At 33.9% G+C, this 22,646-nt stretch carries 12 protein-coding genes; 9 read left to right on the top strand and 3 right to left on the bottom strand.

Annotated elements, in window-relative coordinates:
- The first annotated feature begins 2 nt into the window (after positions 1 to 2).
- The 9 genes from DFQ06_RS04925 to DFQ06_RS04885 all read left to right on the top strand — a co-directional run bounded on the left by DFQ06_RS04925 (position 3) and on the right by DFQ06_RS04885 (position 18,306).
- Positions 3 to 1,625, top strand: a complete 1,623-nt coding sequence (locus DFQ06_RS04925) for a sulfatase family protein (protein WP_133966367.1) — start codon at positions 3 to 5, stop codon at positions 1,623 to 1,625.
- Entirely contained in the window at positions 1,537 to 2,973 is a 1,437-nt protein-coding gene (locus tag DFQ06_RS04920; protein ID WP_235833483.1) for a sulfatase, read from the top strand. The genes DFQ06_RS04925 and DFQ06_RS04920 overlap by 89 nt, the downstream gene beginning before the upstream one ends.
- 37 nt (positions 2,974 to 3,010) lie before the next feature.
- Entirely contained in the window at positions 3,011 to 6,043 is a 3,033-nt protein-coding gene (locus DFQ06_RS04915; RefSeq protein ID WP_133966363.1) for a glycoside hydrolase family 2 TIM barrel-domain containing protein, read from the top strand.
- A gap of 31 nt (positions 6,044 to 6,074) precedes the next feature.
- A complete protein-coding gene (locus DFQ06_RS04910; RefSeq protein ID WP_206672750.1) occupies positions 6,075 to 9,590 on the top strand; it encodes a glycosyl hydrolase in 3,516 nt (1,171 codons plus the stop codon).
- 11 nt (positions 9,591 to 9,601) lie between these two features.
- Complete coding sequence (locus DFQ06_RS04905) at positions 9,602 to 11,125, top strand: sulfatase (RefSeq protein ID WP_133966361.1); 1,524 nt, start codon at positions 9,602 to 9,604, stop codon at positions 11,123 to 11,125.
- A 76-nt stretch (positions 11,126 to 11,201) separates the two neighbouring features.
- Positions 11,202 to 12,593 carry a BNR repeat-containing protein gene (locus DFQ06_RS04900; RefSeq protein ID WP_133966359.1) on the top strand — a complete coding sequence of 464 codons (1,392 nt, stop codon included), beginning with the start codon at positions 11,202 to 11,204 and terminating at the stop codon, positions 12,591 to 12,593.
- 311 nt (positions 12,594 to 12,904) lie between these two features.
- Positions 12,905 to 15,370 carry an endo-acting ulvan lysase-like protein gene (locus tag DFQ06_RS04895; RefSeq protein ID WP_133966357.1) on the top strand — a complete coding sequence of 822 codons (2,466 nt, stop codon included), beginning with the start codon at positions 12,905 to 12,907 and terminating at the stop codon, positions 15,368 to 15,370.
- A 219-nt stretch (positions 15,371 to 15,589) separates the two neighbouring features.
- A complete protein-coding gene (locus DFQ06_RS04890; RefSeq protein ID WP_133966355.1) occupies positions 15,590 to 16,960 on the top strand; it encodes a 3-keto-disaccharide hydrolase in 1,371 nt (456 codons plus the stop codon).
- A 5-nt stretch (positions 16,961 to 16,965) separates the two neighbouring features.
- A complete protein-coding gene (locus DFQ06_RS04885) occupies positions 16,966 to 18,306 on the top strand; it encodes a Gfo/Idh/MocA family protein (protein ID WP_133966353.1) in 1,341 nt (446 codons plus the stop codon).
- Positions 18,307 to 18,504: 198 nt separating this feature from the next.
- Here DFQ06_RS04885 and DFQ06_RS04880 read toward each other — a convergent pair whose 3' ends face one another.
- From DFQ06_RS04880 to DFQ06_RS04870, 3 genes are all read right to left on the bottom strand, one after another.
- The gene (locus DFQ06_RS04880) at positions 18,505 to 19,551 is read right to left on the bottom strand and encodes a GntR family transcriptional regulator (protein ID WP_133966351.1); all 1,047 of its coding nucleotides are present in this window, start codon (positions 19,549 to 19,551) and stop codon (positions 18,505 to 18,507) included.
- 170 nt (positions 19,552 to 19,721) lie between these two features.
- Positions 19,722 to 21,161 (bottom strand): aldehyde dehydrogenase, encoded by a 1,440-nt coding sequence (aldA, locus tag DFQ06_RS04875; protein ID WP_133966349.1) that lies wholly within the window; start codon positions 21,159 to 21,161, stop codon positions 19,722 to 19,724.
- Positions 21,162 to 21,194: 33 nt separating this feature from the next.
- The gene (locus tag DFQ06_RS04870; protein ID WP_133966347.1) at positions 21,195 to 22,610 is read right to left on the bottom strand and encodes a purine-cytosine permease family protein; all 1,416 of its coding nucleotides are present in this window, start codon (positions 22,608 to 22,610) and stop codon (positions 21,195 to 21,197) included.
- Between the last annotated feature and the right edge of the window lie 36 nt (positions 22,611 to 22,646).

Below are 22,646 nucleotides of genomic sequence, written 5' to 3'. Positions count from 1 at the left end.
AAATGAAAATAAATACAACCTTCTCCATTGTTTTAGCAGTGTTAATTAGTTTGTCAAGTTGTAACGATGTAAATAAAAAGGAGTTAACTAAAGATATTGAAACCCGTAAAAAGCCAAACATCGTTTTTATTTTAACCGATCAATGGAGAGGTTCTGCTTTAGGTTATGCCGGTAATCCCGATGTTAAAACACCACATTTAGATGCCTTTGCAAAAACGTCTGTAAATTTTACTAATGCAGTATCTGTTACTCCCGTTTGTACGCCACATAGAGCGGCTTTACTAACTGGTAAATTTCCCACGACTACAGGTATGTTTTTAAACGATCTGTATTTACCTTCAGAAGAATTATGTATGGCGGAAATTTTAAAGGAAGAAGGTTACAATACCGCCTATTGGGGGAAATGGCATTTGGATGGGCATGGAAGATCAACGTATATTCCAAAAGAAAGACGCCAAGGTTTTGATTTTTGGAAAGCCTTAGAATGTTCTCATAACTACACAAAAATGCCCTATTATGATAATGAAAATACGGAGTTAAAACATTGGGGTGAATATTCTCCATTTGCTATTGTTAAAGATGCTAATCAATACTTAACGAAGCATGCTAATGATGAAAACCCATTTTTAGCTTTTATCTCTATAGCTACCCCGCATTATCCTCATAATAGTGCACCAAAGAAATACAAAGACATGTATTCACCTGATGCATTAACTCTAAACCCTAATGTGCCTGAGGAATTTAAAGAAAGAAGTCGTAAAGAGTTACAGGGGTATTATGCACATGCCACGGCAACAGATGAGGCTATTGGTAAGGTTATAGCTAAAATTAAGGAGTTAAATTTGTCTGATAATACCATCATTGTTTTTACTGCCGACCATGGTGAAATGATGGGAGCACATGGGGTAAAGCCCTTTGTAAAACAATTGGCATGGGACGAATCTATTAGAGTTCCGTTTTTAATAAAATACCCTGGTATAGACAAGCAGAAAGGAGCGGTAATTAATGCGCCACTTACTACACCAGATATATTACCATCGCTATTAAGCCTGATCAATATTAAAATTCCTGATGATATAGAAGGTGAAAATCTTTCAGAATTAATTAAGAATCCAAACCCAGAATTTGATCGTGCTGCTTTGGTTATGAATGTTGCCCCTTTCGGTTCTAATTACAACGATTCTCCATATCGAGCTATAAAAACTAAGCAATATACTTATGCTAGAACACCTAAAGGACCAACTATGCTTTTTGATAATTTAAGAGATCCGTATCAAATGCATAATTTACTTGGTAAATCAGAATTTACGGAACTTCAAAATGAGTTAGACACAAAACTTAATGTAGCGCTGAAAAAACTAGGAGATGATTTTAAAACACGAGAAGCATATTTGAAAGAATGGGGCTATATGTTAGATGAAAAGAAAAAAGCAATTCCTTATTGGGGCTTTGATGAAGGTAAAGGAGTGGTTAAAGATTTAGGTAAAAGACGCATGGATGTGCAATCACCAAAAAAAAAAATAAGATATGAAAAATATGATGTGGATATTTGTTTTTGCTCTGAGTTTAGCTTCATGTACTTATGCACAGCAAGTTCAGCCCAATATATTGGTGTTTTATGTTGATGATTTAAGAGCAGAGTTGGGGTGTTACGGAAGTGAAACAGCAATAACTCCTAATATAGATAAATTAGCAGCAGAAGGAATTCTGTTCAATAAAGCATATACACAACAAGCTATTTGTGCCCCTTCTAGAATGAGTACTTTAACGGGTTTACGCCCAGAATCTTTAGGGATTTATAGTATTTTTACACCTCTTCGTAAAGTTCATAAAAATGTGGTTTCAATGCCACAATTTTTTAATAAAATAGGCTATAAAACAGTAAGTATTGGTAAGGTATATCATCATAGTTCTGATGATAAAAAAGAATGGTCTATCTATTTTGAAAAAGAACCAAATACTTATAATAAACCAGATAATCTGGCATTAATAGAGCAATTAAAAGCCGAGGGTAAAAAGTCTTTAAACGGACCCGCTTTTGAAAATGCAGATGTAGAAGACGAAGCTTATAAAGATGGCCGCGTATCAAAATACGCCATAGAAACATTAAAGAAGGTTAAAGATGATAAATTCTTAATGTTTGTAGGTTTAAGTAAACCACACTTACCATTTAATGCGCCCAAAAAATATTGGGATTTATATGATAGAAATAATTTTAAAATTCCCTCTAGAGAAAAACCTAAAGATGCTTACAGATTAGCATTAACTCAGTGGGGCGAGTTAAGAGGGTATCAAGGTATACCTAAAGAAGGCGATTTAGATGATGATTTAACCCAAACTTTAATTCATGGTTATCACGCTTCGATTAGTTATATAGATGCTCAAGTAGGTAAAGTTATGAATACTCTAGAAGAATTAGATTTACGCAAAAACACCATGGTTATTTTTATGAGCGATCATGGGTATAAAATAGGTGAATATGGAGCTTGGTGTAAACATTCTAATCTAGAAATTGATGTTAGAGTTCCGTTAATAATTAGTAGAGAAACGGGCCATAAACATAGAGTTGTTGGCAAAACATCTGATGCCTTAGTAGAAAATGTAGATATTTTTCCAACTTTAATTGAATTATGTGGATTAGAAGGTCCAAAAGGGGAAGGAAGAAGCTTACTTTCTGTAATTGATAATCCAAAAAAACGATGGGATAAAGTGGCAACAAGTGTGTATGCTAGAGGAAAAAAAATAATGGGTTGTACGGCAACAGATGGTGAGTGGCGTTATACAGAATGGAGAAATTCTCAAACTAACGAAGTTCTTCAAGCTGAATTATACGAACATAAAAAAAGCCTTTTATCTTATGTTAATTTATCTGGAAACAAAAAATATAAGAAAGTTGAACGTAGAATGAAAATGCTTTTAGAAATACAATTTCCTGGGGATAAACCATTCTTGCAAAAAGATATTCCTAGGTAGAATATAAAATTAGTTTAAATCAACACACTATTGTAATATGAAAAAGCATTTTATAATAATACTTTCTATAATGCTATTGTCGTTGGAACTTTTTTCGCAACGTGCTGAAATAAATTTCAATAACAATTGGTTATTTATTCTAGAAGATAACGTGTCTTTTTCAAAAGAAAATTTTAATGATTCCAAGTGGCAATCATTAAACGTCCCTCACGATTGGTCTTTTGAAAAAGGCGTTCGTAAAGGAGGTGATCAAGGTCAAGGTGGTGGTTATCATGATGGCGGTATAGGTTGGTATAGGAAAGCTTTTAACGTAAAAAAAGAAAGTCTTTCAAAAATAACATACATCAATTTTGATGGGGTTTACATGAATAGCGAAGTTTGGGTAAACGGCAACCATTTAGGGAAACGACCTTATGGCTACATTAGTTTTATATATGATATTTCAAAGTATTTAAAAGAAGGTGAAAATAGTATTACTGTAAGAGTTGATAATAGTTTAGAGCCATCGGCACGTTGGTATCATCCTTGTGGAATTTATGCCCCAGTAAAATTAGTAGTCGTAAATCCAACGCATTTTAAACCCAATAGTATTTTTATAAAAACGCCTTCTATTAAAGAAGATAAAGCAACTGTTTCTATTGATGCAGAAATTAATGGCGATGTAAACAAGCTAAAATATGAAGTGAAATTGTTTTCTCCAGAGGGAAAAGAATTGACTAAAAAAAATGAAAGCTTAAAAGGATCAAATCCAACTTATCAATTTGAAATAGAAAAACCACAATTATGGAGTCCAGAAACGCCAACCTTATATAGAGCTATTACCAAAATTTTAGATGGTAAAAAAGTAATTGACGAGGTAGAAACAACGTTCGGCTTTAAAACAGTAAAATGGGAAACTAAAACAGGTTTTTGGTTAAATGGCGAAAACGTAAAATTAAAAGGTGTTTGTGAGCATTGGGAAGGCGGACCTGTTGGAGGCGCTTGGACAAAGCCTTTGTTACGCTGGAAATTACAATCTTTAAAAGATATGGGGATTAATGCCATTCGCCCGTCGCACAACCCAACTCCTCCAATGTTTTATGATTTATGTGATGAAATTGGTCTGTTGGTGATGGATGAAATTTTTGATGGTTGGCACAAAAAAGCACCTCAAGATTATGGCAAACAAGCCTTTGATGAATGGTGGCAGCGCGATGTAAAAGAATGGATTACCAGAGACAGAAATCATCCAAGTATTTTTGTGTGGAGTTTAGGTAACGAAACCCATAGTGATGTTGCACCAGAATTGGTGAAATTCGGAAAAAGTTTAGACCCAACACGATTATTTACATCAGGCGCAGGAAATCCAGAAGATATGGATATTACAGGTGTTAATGGAGGATCAGAAACCAAATCATTTATAGAAAGTAAAACCTTTGATAAACCATTTATTTCTACCGAAGCGCCACATACTTGGCAAACTAGAGGTTATTACAGAACACAAACTTGGTGGCGAGATAACGAATTACCAGGAACTTACGAATTGCCAAATTTAACCGAAAAAGAAATCTTTTTTTACGAAGGAATCAACCCTAAAAATTGGCGAAACAGAAAACAAAGTTTCAATTCGTCTTACGATAATGCTACGGTAAGAGTATCAGCTAGAAAATACTGGGAAGTAATGCGAGATAATCCTTGGCATAGTGGTCATTTCCGTTGGACAGGTTTCGATTATTATGGTGAAGCAGGTTTAGTACATGGAGGTTTACCATTTAATTTATTTATGGGAGGTGCTTTAGATGTAGCAGGATTTAAAAAAGATTTGTTTTATTTCTATCAAAGTCAATGGACCAAAGAAACTATGATTCACATGCTTCCTCATTGGACGCATCCCAGAATGGAAAAAGGAACGGTTATTCCGGTTTGGGTATATTCTAATGCAGATGAAGTTGAATTATTTTTAAATGGAAAATCACTTGGAAAAGACAAACCGGGAACCGTTTGGAACGAAATGCAATGCGAATGGATGGTACCTTATCAAGACGGAAAACTAGAAGCCGTGGCATACATTGATGATAAAGAGGTAAAACGCACGTCTTTTTCAACCAGCAAGCAACCATCAAAATTAAAGACAAGTATTCAAAAGTTAGCTGCGGAAGATTCTTTTACCACAAGTTATATTATCACTTCAGAAGGATTAGACGAAAGTGATAATTTATATCCCTACGGAGAAAATAAAGTCTACTATAATATTCAAGGTGATGTAAAGAAAATTTCTATGGAAAATGGAAATCCTATTGACCCTACAAGTAGAACAAAATCAGATTTTAGAGCCTTGTTTTTCGGGAAAACGAGATTGTTTTTAAGAGCGTTACCAAATGCAGAAAAAGCTTCACTAATAACAGCTTCAATTTTAGGAGATAAGGCATTATACACTTCAAATAAAATATCCATTGATGCCAAACAGATTCAAGTTTTTGGGACTTCAAATACAGATGATTTAGAAATTCTTTATACTGTAAATGGCGAAAATCCAGAAACAAAAGGTGTTATTTATAAAGGTGCTTTTAAAGTTGCAGATGCTACAATAGTAAAAGCAGTAGTAAAACAAAATGGCAAAGTTGTTTTAAATATGGAAGAAACCTTTGGTAAAAACAAAGGCTTATTTTGGGGAAACGAACACTCTAAAGATATGTGGATAGGAAGAGGGGTAAACATTTCTGCGGAAGAAGGTGTTTTAGAAGGTGATGCAAAAGTTAGTAAGCAGGCACACCGTTATAAAGGTAGTGGATTTGTAAGGTTTGATGGTAAAGAAGGCGCTATAACGTTCTATCAAGAAAACGATGGTGAAGAAGGTGATTATAGTATGCGTTTTAGGTATATGCATAATAATGAAGGGGAATTACATACCATGAAGTTATATCTAAACGATGAGTTTATAAAAACTCTAGAATTTAAACCAACTGGAGGTTGGGAAAAAGAATGGAAATTCGTTCCTGCCATATTAAGACTTAAAGCCGGAGCAAATAATATTAGGATTGAAACAGCTGGCCACAGCGGACCCTTTATTGATGAGTTGTTTATTGATTAAGGTAAAAATTAAATTAATTTAAAGATTAAAAATGAAAAAGGTTTTATTGCTAGTATGGATTGTTGTTTTATCTGTTAACCCAATGTTTGGGCAAAGTTTGTATAAACAAGATAGTACATTCGACAAAAATAGCATACTTGAAACAGGGTTTCAATCCCCACCAAATGAAGCTAAAGCAAGAACTTGGTGGCATTGGATTAGCGGAAACGTATCTAAATCTGGAATTACAAAAGATTTAGAAGCGATGAAAGAAGTTGGTATTCAAGAAGCACAATTGTTTAATGTTAAATTAGAATTTCCAGATGGACCTGTAAAATATTTAAGTGAAGAGTGGTTAGATTTATTTCATTTTTCTGCAAAAGAAGCTAAAAGATTAGGATTAGAACTTACGTTTCATAACAGTGCAGGTTGGTCATCTTCAGGTGGTCCATGGATTACACCAGAATATGCTATGCAAACAACCGTGTTTACGGAAGTTACAGTACAAGGCGGAAAATTATTTAAAGATCAATTACCACAACCTAAAACCAAATTAAATTATTACAAAGATATTGCAGTATTGGCATTTCCTAAACCTCAAACAGATATAAAAATAGATGGTTTAGATTATAAAAATTTAACAGATCGTATTCGAAATCATTTGTTACCAGATACAAAAGCGATTACTGCTTCTGCCGTAATTAATAAAAATGACATTATTGATTTAACTTCAAAAATTACAAAAAACGGATTTATTGAATGGAACGTCCCAAAAGGAGAATGGATTATTTTAAGATTAGGACACACGCCAACAGGTAAAAGTAACCACCCAGCACCAGAAGGAGGCCGTGGTTTAGAAGTTGATAAAATGAGTAAAAAAGCAGTTGATGTCTATTGGGAAGGCGGCATACAACCTATTATTAATAAATTGGGAGATTTAATTGGAACAACTGTTAATAATTGTTTGATAGATAGTTATGAAGTAGGAACTACCAATTGGACTGCCAGGTTTGATGCTGAATTTAAAAAATTAAGAGGGTATAGTTTAACAAGCTATTTACCAACCTTAGCAGGTTATTACGTAGAAAGTGGTGAAGTATCAGAACGTTTTTTATGGGATTTTAGAAGAACGATAGGAGATTTAATGGCAAAAAATTATTACGCTCATTTTGGAGAATTATGCCGTGAAAATGGCATGAAATTTTCTGTAGAACCCTATTGGGGGCCATTTGACAATATGCAAGTTGGTGCAACTGGAGATATAGTAATGTGTGAGTTCTGGAGTGGTGGATACCCGTTTTTCGATTCTCCTAAATTCGTTTCTTCGATAGCACATTTAAACGGAAGTTCTATTGTTGGTGCCGAGTCTTTTACAGGAATTGGTGGTTGGGACGAGCATCCTGCTGTTTTAAAATCTATAGGAGACCAAGCTTGGGCACAAGGTATTACGCGTTTTATTTTTCATACGTATGTACACCAACCTTGGGATGTAGCTCCTGGTTTAGCATTAAGTTATCATGGTACAGATTTTAACCGATTAAATACATGGTGGAGTCAAGGAAAAGGCTTTATGGATTATATTGCTAGGTCTCAATTTTTACTTCAACAAGGTCAAAATGTAGCAGATGTTTTGGTTTTTACAGGAGAATCATCTCCTAACACAGCTTTTTTAATGCCAGAAATTAAAGCCATGGGTTTTGATTATGATTTAATTGGAGCCAATAAATTAGCAGGATTAACGGTTAAAAATGGAGATATTTATACATCAGTTGGTAATAAATACAAAGTTTTAGTTTTACCAACTTCTAGTTGGATGAAACCAGAAACACTTTCTAAAATAGCAGCACTTACAAAAGCAGGTGCAAAGGTAATTGGTGAGCGTCCTTATAAATCTCCAAGTCTCGAAAATTACCCAAAAAGTGATGATAAGATTGATAAACTTGCAGAAAACTTATGGAATTCTGGTTTGGTAAAAAAAATAACAATTCAAGAATTTTTATCAAAAAGTAAAACACCTTCTGATTTTAGAATTGAAGAAGGAGACGCATCAGACATCAGTTTTATCCACAGAAAAACAGAAGATGCAGATATCTATTTTATTGCCAATGCTAAAAAAGAAAGTAGAGAAATTACAGGACGATTTAGAGTAAAAGGAAAGCAACCAGAATTATGGAATTCAGAAAGTGGTGAGGTTAAAAGTCTTGCTGTTTGGGTAGATAATGAAGACGGAACAACAAGCGTGCCTATTCAATTAGGTATGGAAGCATCTGTTTTTGTGATATTTAGAAAACCAGTTGCAGCATCTGCTCATATTACAAAAATTTCTGAAACACTTAAAAAACCTCAATTAGAACCTTTATCTAATTTGAAAATTATTAAGGCAGAATATGGTTCATTTTTACAAGACGGATTGGTAGATATCACCGATAAGGTAAAGGCAGCTGTAGAGGATAATAAATTAAAACTACAGGCAGGAAGAGGTTTTTGCGATTGTGATCCTGCAATGGGGTATAAAAAGGAATTCCGAATGGAATATAAAATAGGTGAAGAAATCAAGCGAATATACGTAGAAGAAAGAGAGTTTGTAAATATAGATGCTACTGATAAAGGATCTTTAACCATTTTAAAAGCAGTTTTTGGAAAGTTTAAGCCAGAAACTAAAGAGGTACCTAAATATTATAAAACATTTGATATTACAGAGAAAATTAAAGGTATGGTATCCTCTGGAGTTTTAGAAATTCCGATAGAAAAATCTTTAATAGATGGTCATGTTCCCGAAGGTAAAAACAAAGTATTGCGTGTTACTTTTTCTACGGATGGGGTAGAGCATGTTGTTTCTGTTCCGGAAGGAAGAGTGCTTAACCTGTCTAAAGATATTTCTAAAACAAAACTGGTTAGTACTAATGGAAAAGTAAATTGGGTAACATCTTATCCAGGAGAAATAAAATACCAAACTTCTTTGGGTAAGAATAAAACGATTAAAGTAAAATCGGTTCCAAAACCAATAGAGTTAGTAGGTGACTGGAATATAGAATTTAAAGAAAATTTAAGTACACCAATTAAAACCGTATTTAATAATTTGGTGTCGTGGTCTAATTCAGATAATAATGCTATTAAATATTATTCAGGAACAGCAACATATCAAAAAAACTTTAATATTTCTAAAAAGATATTTAAAAAAGACACCTCTTTTGAGTTAGATTTAGGAAGTGTTGGTGTAATAGCAGAAGTAATTATAAATGGTAAAAATGCAGGTATATTGTGGAAAGCACCGTTTAGAATTAATATTGATGATTTTGTAAAAGCAGGACAAAATACGCTAGAAGTTAGGGTAACCAACCTGTGGCCAAATCGTTTAATTGGAGACGAAAATTTATCGTTAGATTTTGAAAGAAAAGGAGAAAAAACAAAAAGTTTACCAAATTGGTTGCTAAATAATACACAACGACCGAGTAAGAGAACCACGTTTCCGGCTTGGAAGCATTGGAGTAAGAATGATGCCTTATTTGCTTCAGGGTTATTAGGACCGGTAAAAATTAATGTATTTCAAAAAATTATTTTAGAATAAAATATTTAATTATGAAATCTACACATTTAATATTTTTTATTGTTGCGTTTTTAAGTTTAGCCTGTCATAATAAAAAGTTGGTTAAAAATGAAAAAGTCGATGTCAAACCGAATATACTGTTTATCTCGGTTGACGATTTAAACAATTGGATAACACCTATTGATGGATTTTCAAATGCGAAGACACCTAATTTTGACAGGTTAGCAGCCATGGGAGTTACATTTACAAATGCACATGTTCAGGCACCTTTATGTGGGCCCTCGAGAGCATCTATCATGTCAGGATTGCGTCCTTCTACAACAGGTATTTATGGTATGACACCAGATAATGAAATCCGAAGATCAGGTAATCCTGCTACCAAAGACATTACATTTTTACCAGAATATTTTGAGAATAACGGCTATCATACCATGGGGATTGGTAAACTGTTTCATATTCACGCACCAGATAGTGTTTTTAATGAATCTGGAGGTCGTGTTAAAGGTTTTGGGCCTTATCCAGAAAAACGTTTTGTTTGGGATGGTTATGGAAAAGGTATCAAAGGAACACACGGAAGAACCAGCACAGACTGGGGCGCATTTCCAGAAAACGATACCTTAATGCCAGATCACCAATCTGTAAATTGGGCTATTGAACGCTTACAAAGAGCATACGATAAGCCATTCTTTTTGGGACTCGGGTTTTTACGTGTACATGTGCCGCTTTATGTGCCTCAAAAATGGTTTGATATGCATCCTTTGGAAAGCATACAAACACCAGCATATTTTGCGGATGATTTAAACGATATTCCATCTGTAGGTATGCAGATAAACGATTTACCCATGATGCCTTCCACAGAGTGGGCAATACAAAGTGGCGAATGGAAAAAGATTATACAAGCCTATTTAGCTTGTATGAGTTATGTGGATAATGAATTAGGGCGCGTGCTAGATGCATTGGAAAATAGTAAATATGCAGATAATACTATTATTGTATTATGGTCTGACCATGGGTACCGTTTAGGAGAAAAAGGCACCTTTGCAAAACATGCCTTATGGGAAACCGCAACAAAGGCACCTTTAATGTTTGCAGGACCTAATGTACCAAAAGGCAAGAAAATTGATGCACCAGTTGAGATGTTATCTATTTACCCAACACTTTTGGAATTAAGTGGATTACCAGCTTATGCTAGAAATGAAGGGAATAGTTTAGTTGCTATGATGAAAAATGATGAAGGATTGGAAGAGGCTAGAGCTATTACAACCTTTGGTATGAATAACCATAGCATTAAGGCAGATGGCTATAGATACATTCGTTATGAAGATGGAACTGAAGAGTTTTATGAGCATAGTAGCGACCCTAATGAGTGGAAAAACGAAGCTAGTAATCCTAAGTTTAAACATAAAATTGAGGCATTACAAAAACTATTACCCACTGTAAATTCCAAATGGGATGAAAAATCTAATTATACCTTTCAACCTTATTTTGTAAACCAAAAGATGAGGGTAAATGGAAAAGATACCGAGCCTGTAAAAGTTATTGGAGCAGATAGATAGTTAGGAGGAGTAGGCCAAATTTAGGTGGCCAATGGATAAAAATAAAATAATTAAGTGTAGTTAAAAACTAAAATTTATGTGTAGAATATTGCTAATAATCATGTTTTATATCGTTTCAACTTGTACTGTGTTTTCACAAATAAAGGTGGTTAACGAAAAGATCTCTATTGTTGATAAAAATGCGCTTACCGTTGACGGTAAATTTTCTAGCGGAATAAACGGGCGCACATTTCAGAAAGACGCGTTGATTTCTCATAAGGGATACCAATATATTGTGAATTATAATAATGAACGTCGCGTTTGTATCAGTAGAAGAAAATTACCTAATGGAAAATGGAAAACGATTACGTTTTTAGATTATCACTTTAAAAGTAACGATTCTCATAATTCTATATCTATGGGTATTTGCCCTAATGATGGAACCATACATTTAGCTTTTGATCATCATGTAGATAACTTACATTACAGAGTTTCTAAAAAAGGATTGGCAAATAATCCAGAAACTATGAGCTGGAATGCTTCCGCTTTTGGTCCCATTATTTCAGAACTAGAAAAAGGAAAGAAAATAAAAATAACTTATCCAAAATTTTGGCAAACTCCAGATGGAAACCTTCAGTTTAATTATCGTGTTCGTGGCTCGGGCGATGGAGATCGTATGTTGGTAGATTATAATGCTAAAACGGGAAAATGGGAAAATACACGCCAGGTTGATAATGGAAAAGGTGTCTTTCACGATCAATTAGGAACGAGTGAAACCAGGTGTTCATACCCTAATGGATACGATTATGATAATGAAGGAGTCCTACATGCTACATGGACTTGGAGAGAAAACAGCCAAGGTGCTAATCATGATTTAGTTTATGTTTATAGTGAAGATAACGGATATTCATGGAAAAATAATTTCGGGAAAACCTTAACAGAAATTCCTCACGTAAATTCAGAAGATATTGTGGTGCAGTCTATTCCTCGGGTATTAGGTTTAATGAATGATCAAGGGCAAACAATAGATTCTAAAAACCGATTGCACGTAGTTATGTATCATTGTACAGAAGAAACGATAACCAATGCAGGTAGTTTTTTAGGTGAATTAAGATGGGGGCCAAATGAAGCTAAGCGGTACCACCATTATTGGAGAGATACATCTGGGAATTGGCACAGTTTTGAAATGGACTTAAAAGTTGGCAACCGCCCAAAAGTATTCGCAGATAAGGATAACAATTTAATTATGATTTATGCCGGTAATGCTAAAAACGATTTGATTATAGCTACAGCAACAGCTAAAAATAAATGGAACGATTGGGCTATTACACATACAGTTAAAGGCCCATTTATTAATGATATGTTGGGGGATTTTTATCGTTGGAAAACGGATGGTGTTTTGTCTATTTTAGTTCAAGATATTCCTAAGCCAAATAAAAAAAACAGCACTTTTAAAGTCGTCGATCTAACTTTTGACTCTAAACCATAAATAAGACCAAATTTTTATCTATTCTGATTATGAAATCATTTCTAACTCTATTATTAATAATGTTGTTAGTTTGAAAGCAAATGAAATGGGTATTAAAGAACAACTATTAGATTTAAATATAGACTCTTTTTATAACTACATATTTTACCAATGATGTAAATTAAAAGATAATTTAGAGAGATATATGATATATATAACAGTTGGTTTTTAAGGAGTTCTAAAAATATTTCTAGATTAAAATAAGCCAAGCATAATTAATAAAAATTGCTGAGTAGTAAAGTTATAAAAAGATAACCTATTAAATTAAAGACATGTTATATAATTTTAAGAAGTTAAATATAATTTTAATAATCATTTTGGGTTCGCAGCTTGTTAAAGCGCAGTCTGTAAAACATCCCGTTATTTGGGTAACGCAAGATGAAAAACACGATGTCTTAAATCTTATTGAAAAGTATGATTGGGCCAAGAAATTAGAGCAGGATTTACATGTTGTTGTAGATGAAAAAGTAGAAGCGCATCAAAAAAATCCTTCAGCAATATTATCCCATATTCCAGAAATACCAGCCGATAATTCGTTAACCGAATTTGAAGCTGTAACCGTAGAAAATCACGCAGCAGTACTAACAGATGCCTCATATGCAGCCATGTTGTATTTCTTGACGGATGAAGAAAAATACGCCCAGTTTTCGGTAGATATATTATGGCATTACGTGTCTGTTTTATCTGATAGAAATCCTGAAAACACCACCATTTGTGGGAATCATTTTTATGATCCGCGTACATCTTACGCCCAATTTGCACTAGCATACGATTTCATTTATAATTTTTTAAATACACCTACAACCAAGGTTTATAAGGTATCTGAACGTAAGCAGCAAACTTTCGATAGAGACCTGTTTCAAAAGGTACTTTTAAATATGGTTGGCAGTAGCTTACAGGAATATGGCCGCCCGGATACGCATGGTAAATTTATTTCTAATCATCCTATTTTAACCGCTCCAGGGGTGCTTTATGGTATTCTTTGTATTGAAGATGATAAAGAAAGAGAACGTTTGTTTGATGTATTTTGGGAGAAAGGAACTGCACATCAAAATTCTTTTAAAAATACCATTTTACCAATGTTTGGTAAACAAGGTATTTGGCCAGAATCTACCAGTTATAGTTTTATGCCTGCTGTTACTCTAGTTTTAAATATAATAGATCGGGTTTATCCTGAAATGCATGTTACTCAGAATTACAAAAACATTTATAAAGGAAACTTTTTGTTCGATAATTTAAGAATGCCAGATGGTCGGTTTGTGAGATATGGTGATTCTAAAAGAAACCACGATGGTACCGAACAGTTATATAGGTATACACTAAACTTAGCACAACGCCGAGGATATTCAAATTTAGAAAAGCAGGCTAAAATAGCCTTAAGCCAAGCTTATCAGAGACAGGGTGGCTACCAACCAAAAATTTATCCTGCTACTTTTGATAGCACAGGACCTTTAAAATTATTTTGGGGTATACCTATCCCAAAAGATATAGATTCTAAAATAGATTTTAAAAAGCCTACAGTTTTGGTAGAACATGCTGGTATTGCCTTGCAACGAAACTATGTTGAAAAAGATAACGAATTGTATGGCTTATGCGGTATAATAGGAGGTGCTCATTATGTGCATTCTCATGTTACCGGAATAACTATGGAACTTTATGGAGCAGGCTATGTAATGGCGCCAAATGGAGGTTTGCCTCCGTCTGTAAAAGAAAGAAGGATTCCTTTACACGAAAATTATTTTAGACTCTATGCAGGTAATAATACGGTAATTGTTAACGGAACATCGCATGGTAGTCAGCCTGGTTCTTGGAAGGGAAGAGCTTATGTTTGGCAAAATACAGCAGTGAATATTGCATCGGAACCTAAACATTTAGAAGATCCTATTAGTAAGCATTTTAGCTTTGCAACTCAGTTTTTAAGGGATACTATTAACCATAGTGATCAAGAGCGTACATTGAGTATCATTCGTACTAGCGATAAAACGGCTTATTATTTAGATGTGTTTCGCTCTAAATCTTTAGACGAAAACAAGTTTCACGATTATATCTATCATAACATAGGAGATACTATAACACTTGAAAATGATCACGGAAAAGCGTTGAAAACTCAAGCTACATCACGGTATCAAACAGATATTGGAGACCCTGTGCAATCTCCAGGATGGCGTTATTTTAAAAAAACAGAATCAACTAAAGCGATCAAAGATGGAATAAAGGCAAAATTCCAAATAAAAAATGATAACCGATTTATGCATATGTATGTTCCTAATGGAATGGCGCGAAATTATACTACAGCTCTGGCTCCTCCAACCCGAGAAGCAGGAAATGGATATGTTGATAAACCGACTCAAGTTTTGGCAATACGGCAACAGGGTGAAGCTTGGGAAAATCCTTTTATCGCCATTTTTGAACCTACTCTAAATGCAAATTCTAGCGTGCAAAAGGTTATGACTTTAAAGGATGGAGATAAGGTAGTAGGGGCTATTATCACTTCAAAAGTTGAAGGTAAAACCATTACTGATTATGTGATTTCTTTGGATAAACCGGAGGCTACATATTATAGTAAGAAATTGGATTTAAAATTTAAAGGCCGATTTGCAGTCGTTAGAGTGGAAACTTTTAAAAGCAAACAAAAGACCACGCTTTATATAGGAGAAGGAAGTGAACTCTATTTTAACACTTATAAACTGGTAAGTGGAAATTTAAGAAAAGCCACTCAATCTTATGGCGGCTTGTAAAGGAGTAAAATAAATCTAATTTAAATAGGGTTATTGTTGAACCATGGGCTAAGTCAGTTTCTTAAATAATTGATAGTTTATGAGTCTATGTTATATTTTTTCTAACTTACAAAAAAGGAATATTTAAAAATTTAGCGTTGTACAGGATAAGGCAGTATAGCATTTATATTTTAAATAAATAAATTAGCAATCACTATAACAATAAAATAAAGAAATAGTATGATTAAAATTTTGAAAGGGGCTGTTATTATATGTACAGCTATTTGTGTTTCAAGTTGTGCCCAGGTTAAAAATAGCGAAGTACCATGGGTATCTTTAGTTAAAGGTAATACTTTGGAAGGGTGGAATATAAAAGGAGGAAATGCTACTTATACCGTAACAGACGGCGTAATTACTGGTACAACTGCAAATAATACCCCAAATACATTTTTATCGACAAATGAATACTATGATGATTTTATTTTGGAAGTTGATTTTAAAGTAGATCAAAGTATGAATTCTGGAATTCAAATAAGAAGTAATAGTTACCCTTATTATCAGAATGGTAGAGTACACGGCTATCAAGTAGAAATTGATCCTTCTAAAAGAGCTTGGAGTGGTGGTATTTATGAAGAAGGTAGACGAAAATGGTTAAACCCAATTGACGACCAAAATTTAGAAGCAAAAAAAGCTTTCAAGAAAAATGAATGGAATCATTATAGAATTGAAGCTATTGGTGATACCATAAAAACTTGGATAAATGGTATGCCTGCCGCATATTTAATTGATGATAAAACAGCTACTGGGTTTATAGGTTTACAGGTGCATAGAATTAACGATGCTCAAAAACCAGGAAAAACTATTTCTTGGAAAAACATAAAAATATTAACCCAAGATCTAAGTAAATACTCTAAAAAATCTACTTTGAAACCAATCGTGACAAAAAATCAGTTAACAATTGATGAAAGTAATAAGGGCTGGAAAATGCTTTGGGATGGTAAAACTACAAATGGATGGCGTGGAGCCAAATTAGATGCTTTTCCAGATAAAGGTTGGGTAATTGAAAATGAAGAACTTATTGTGTTGTCGTCTGGTGGAGCAGAGTCTGCGGCAGGAGGAGATATTGTTACTGAAGAATTATATGGAGATTTTGAACTTAAAGTAGACTTTAAATTAACGGCAGGAGCTAATAGCGGAATTAAATATTATGTAGATACAAATATTAATAAAGGCGAAGGCTCGTCTATAGGCTTAGAATATCAAATTTTAGATGATGCTCTTCATCCTGATGCTAAATTAGGAAACCATAAAGGGAGCAGAACAGTTTGTTCGTTATACGATCTAATTCAGGCCAACCTAGAGAAACCTATAAAGCCGATTGGCGAATGGAATAGTGCCTACATTTTATCTAAAAATAATCATGTAGAACATTGGATAAATGATGTTAAAGTTTTGGAATATGAGCGAGGAAGTGACGAGTTTTTAAAGCTAGTTTCAGAAAGTAAATATGCCAAATGGCCAAACTTCGGCCTATTAGAGAAAGGTCAAATTTTGTTACAAGACCATGGAGATAGAGTTGCATTTAAAAATATAAAAATTAAATCCCTTTAATACTTATGACATCAAGAAGAAACTTTATAAAAAAAACAACTTTAGCAGGTGCAGCTATTACAGTAGGTAGTTCCGCCATGGCTATGTCTGCTAAAAGCTATAACAATATTATAGGTTCTAACGAACGTTTAAACGTTGCAGTAGCAGGTTTAGGTAGAAGATTAGGGGCCTTTACGGAACCTATTGGGCTAAAAGAAAGTAACGTGAAATTACTTTATTTATGCGACGTTATGGAAAGTCAACGTTTAAAAGGTCTAAAAGAATTTAGGAAATATATTAACTACAATCCTGCATTAGAAAATGATATTAGAAAAGTATTGGATGATAAAGATGTTGATATATTAATTAATGCAACTCCAGATCATTGGCATGCACCAGGTTCTATTATGGCCATGAAAGCAGGCAAGCATGTCTATGTTGAAAAACCATGTAGCCATAATATGTACGAAAATGAACAATTGGTAAAAGCGTCAAAGCATTTTAACAAGGTGGTACAAATGGGAAATCAGCAACGTTCTGCAGGTCATACTATAGAAATTATTCAAGAAATTCATAATGGTATTATAGGAAAACCATATAAAGCTGTGGCTTTTTATAATAACAGCCGTGGATCTGTTCCTCATCAAAAAAGTGCGCCTGTACCAAACGGTTTAGATTGGGATTTGTGGCAAGGCCCGGCTCCTAGACGTGATTATACATCAGAGACATGGGATTACAATTGGCATTGGTACGGTTGGGACTATGGTACAGCAGAGGCAGGTAATAATGGAACACACGAATTGGATGTAGCACGTTGGGCACTAGAAGTAGATTTTCCTCAGCATGTATATGTAGAAGCTGAAAAGCGTCATTTTGTTAATGATGGTTGGGAAATGTATGACGATATGGAGGCTACCTTCAAATTTGCGGACAACAAAGTTATTAAATGGGATGGAAAGTCCAGAAATAGTTATGGTACTTACGGCAATGGTAGAGGTACCGTTATTTATGGAACAGAAGGAACTGTTTTTGTAGATAGAGGTAAGTACATTTTATATGACCGTAGAGGAAAAGTTATTAGAGATAGTAAAACAGTCTCAAATGAATCAGGAACAGCTTTAGGTGGTGGTGGTGCAATATCAACAAAACACGTTCAAAATCTTTTTGATACCATCCGTGGTAAAGCTAATTTAACAGCTCCTATTGATGACGCTAGTAAAAGTATGGCATTAGTGCATTATGCTAATATTGCTTATCGAATTAACAAAGGGTTTGATGTTAATGATAATACAGGTGCCATGTATAACCGTGATGCTATGGCGTTATGGAGTCGTAAATACGAAGCGGGATGGGATCCTACATTTTAATATTAGGAACTAATTAATAGACATGAGTTCGAATAGGAACAAGTTCTATAATTAAAAAGAAATATGTTAAAGGAAACCGGAGTTAAGTAATTAAATTTATTTTTTGGGTTAGTTTAGTTTGAAAGAGGCAGTAATAATATATTACTGCCTTTTTGTATGTATTTGTACTTAAATAGGCCTTAAAAATAAGACGATATACTAAATTGAATTTCGATCAATAAGAGTAAATGGGTTTTTAATTTTACCTTTTTTATTATTAATAATCATATCGGCAGCTGTTTCTCCCATTTTTTCAAAATCTGTTGAAATAACAGCGATATCTAATAATCTTTTAAATGGAGTCTCATTATACGATATGATTCCCACATCTTGCCCAATAGTAAGGCGTTTGGTTTTTATTATGTCTAGTAGTTTAACTAAATCATCATCAGAAATTGTAATAAATAATTGTCTTGAATTAATACTTTCATCTTCTTGAATTTTATTAAGAATTTTAAAATTAAATAGATGTTCATTGCAGAATTTTATAAAACCACGACGTATTTTATGAAAATAGGGATAAGTTTTTCCTTCTGGAATAACTAAATTCAACCTTTTGTAGTTAGCTGTTTTTTTTAATCCATTTTTGAGTGCATTGTAAATATCATTTTCAAAATCTTGATATATTTCTATGATATCGCCATCTATGGTTAATTCGTTATTATCCATTAAAACAAGTTTTTCTCTAGGTATACTTGTTATGGCTTTTAGTGCGTCATTCTTAATATTTATTTGGTTAACATTGGTACATTTAAAATGTGGTATTATAACATAATAATCATACCTCATTTTATTCTTTTCCATCAAGTTAACGCAAAATGATTTTTCACTATTATAAATTTCAAAATCCGTATGATATTCATTACTAATGTTTTTTAGGAAAGAATGGTATGTTTCTAATTTGTAAGTACTTAATTTATTGACAAGAAATAGAATGTTTATTTTTGAGATTAATTTAGTTCTGTTTATATAAACGCCCTTGCCCTTTATCCCAATAATTATTTTCTTATCCTTTAACACGTTGTAAGCCTTTTCTACAGTGTCTCTAGATACTTTGTATTCTTTGCTAAAAACATTAATCGATGGAAGTTTTTCATTCATTTTAATGCTTCCTTTTGATATGTTGTAGGTAAGACTATTGGCTATTTGTAAATATAAGGGAGTTTTATTGCTTTTTTTGAACTTTAAGTCTTTAAGTAAATTCATAAATGAGAAATTAACTAATAGTTAAAAAGTGAAAACTTACACTTTTATAATAAGAGTTTAGTAACTAAAATCTTTTAATTTAGTACTGTTTTAAAAGAACTTGTTGTTAAAAAAAAAGGTAATCTACTTAATTAAATAGACTACCTTTTTATTTTAAAATCTCTTTAATATTAGAAATATTTAGCATAAACTACTTTGGTTTGCAAAAACTCTTGCATACCATGCTTGCCGTCAGCGCCTCCAATACCCGATTTCTTCCAACCAGCGTGGAAGCCTTGCATAGCTTCAAAGTGTTCGCGATTTACATAGGTTTCGCCAAACTGGAGCTCGTTGGTAATTTTCATGATATTATTAAAATTCTCAGAAAACACAGAAGAGGTTAACCCAAATTGAGAATCGTTTGATAAAGCTATGGCTTCGTCTATTGAATTAAACTTCATGATAGGTAGCACAGGGCCAAAAACTTCTTCTTGAATAATTTCCATTTGTTGAGAAACATTCGTTAAAAGTGTTGGTTCGTAGAAATAACCTTTATTAAAATTTTCGGCACGTTTTCCCCCAATTAATACTTCTGCACCTTCTTTTTTTGCGAACTCTACCATTTCAGAAATCTTGTCGATTTGAGATTGAGAAACTAAACTACTCATATCGGCATCGACTCCTGTTAGAGCATCGTCAATTTTCACCTCACTAATTTTTTTTGTAATTTTTTCTACAAACTGATCATATATATCGTCTTGAACATAAACTCGCTCAGCACAATTACATACTTGTCCGCTAAAAATAACTTTAGAAGACACAATAGCATTAACAGCTAAATCTAAATTAGCATCAGAGCACACAATAGCAGGTGCTTTTCCTCCTAATTCTAATGATACTTTTGTAATGTTTTTAGCAGCAGCTGTAATAATTTGTTGTCCAGCACCAACGCTTCCAGTTAAACTAATAATACCTGTAATAGGACTTTTAGAAAGCGCATTCCCAATAAGTCTACCAGATCCACAAACAAAGTTTAATACACCTGGAGCCATACCAATATTCTGAATCAATTCAGCAAATTCCATAATGGTATTTGGAGCTTCAGAACTTGGTTTAATTACGCATGTATTGCCAGTAATTAAAGAAGCCGCTACTTTACGTGCCATTACAAAAAACGGGAAATTCCAAGGGCAGATTCCTACCGCTACACCAATGGGCACTTTATGTAAATAGATATGTTCTTTTTCACGGTCACTTTGAATAATTTCACCTTCAATTCGTCTTGCCCAACCGGCGTTATAATCAAAATAATCGGCGGTAACATCAATTTCTACTTGGGCTAAACCAATAACTTTAGCTTGTTCTTTAGATAATGTTTCAGCCAAATAAACTCTATTTTTTCTAATAATATCTGCCATTTTATGTAGAAAAGCACCACGTTGTACAGCAGGTAATGCTTCCCATTTAGGTTGTGCATCTTTGGCGGCTTCTAATGCTAAATTTGCGTCTTCCGCAGAACCTGTTGGGATTGAGCTAATAACTTCTTCATTACATGGGTTTAAGACGTTAATTCGAGTTGTAGAGGTTGAGTTTATAAACTGACCGTTTATATATTGTTTATATGTTTTCAAAGTATATTGATTTTAATGTTTTTATAAATAAGTTTAGTTTTTTTTGTTTTGAAAATACTTACTAAATATTAAGAAGAGTAGTCCGCATAATAACCAAGCAGGCAGTGTAACAAATGATAGAAAGACATCAAATTGTATAGATATGAAGTAGAATAAGCCAAAGCTAATAGCCCAAGCCCAAAACACAGATTTGCTAAAAGATAGGTTTGCCGCCTCAGCGTAGTTTTTTATAATACCCGCTTTTTTATGAAAAAAATGTTCGAATACAATGATAGCTCCAAAAGGCGCTAAAATAAAACCGTATAGCGCAACAAAGCCTAAAAGCTTCATGGCGAAAGCAGGAAACAGACCGGCAATTGTTGCTAATGTACCAGCCAAAATGGTCACTTTTGCAGTAGATAATTTAGGTAGAATAGCTTGAAAGGCTAAACCAGCTCTATAAATTGTTGGGTTAGCGGTTGTCCAACCAGCTAATACTACGGCAATAATTCCTAAAACACCAATAGCGTTATATGCCATGGGACCAGGGGCTACAGGAGGCGCTTGTCCGTTATTTAAATATGATAATGCTTCTGGAGACTGAATATATACAGCATAAAGTAGAGCAGCAGCAATCCATGCCATATAGTGCCCTACGTACATTCCTGCGGCAGTAGCCCATCCGGCTTTTGCTTCTTTTGCGAACCTAAATACTGATAGATCGGACATACCAATATGCATGGCACCATTAGCAAACCAAGACCAAATAACAACATGCCAAAAGGTGAATTTTGTTTGACCAGGAAAGGGGGCTGAACCTTCACCCCAAATATCCCAAAATTTAGAAAAGCTATCTACACCTAGTTGGCTTAAAGCTACAATTCCACAAGCAATAAAAGCTAGCACAATAATTGGAGACATCCAATTTGCTGCTTTGGTAACGGTGTCATAACCGCGTGCCGCAATTAATGAAATTACGGCTCCAATTACAATTACTATAATAACCCACGTCATTCCATTTGGAAGTGTATCATCCAATTTTGGCATAGGCATATTAAAAGGAATACCTACGGCAGTAGCAGAAACCGTGATCATAGAACCTGCTAAAAAGCAGAATAAAATACCGTTGGCTAAGTTATAGCCTGTAACCAATTTTTTTCCGCAAATTTTTTCTAATTGATAATATAGAGTCAGCCTATTTTTAACAGCTATTTCAGCTGTTAAAAAACGCCAACTTAATACTGCTAATAAATTTCCTATTAGTAAACCTATAATTAAATCGAATGCACTTACACCGGCTGTTAGAAATAATGGACCAATCATAAATTCTGTTCCAGCTGCATGTTCACCGGCATACATACCTATAAAGCTTTTCCATCCTTTTAATTTGGATGTTGGTACCGGGGTTCTTTCAAATTCTCCTCCTGCAATATCTTCAATTGCATCTTGTTCTATACTTACTTGGCTCATTTAGTTGGTTGTTTTTTTATACGATGTATTAGTATT

This window comes from Algibacter lectus (genome assembly GCF_004368925.1).
Lineage (GTDB): Bacteria > Bacteroidota > Bacteroidia > Flavobacteriales > Flavobacteriaceae > Algibacter > Algibacter lectus.
The sequence above is the reverse complement of the archived record's forward strand: the minus strand, read 5'-3'. Positions and strand labels throughout refer to the sequence as shown.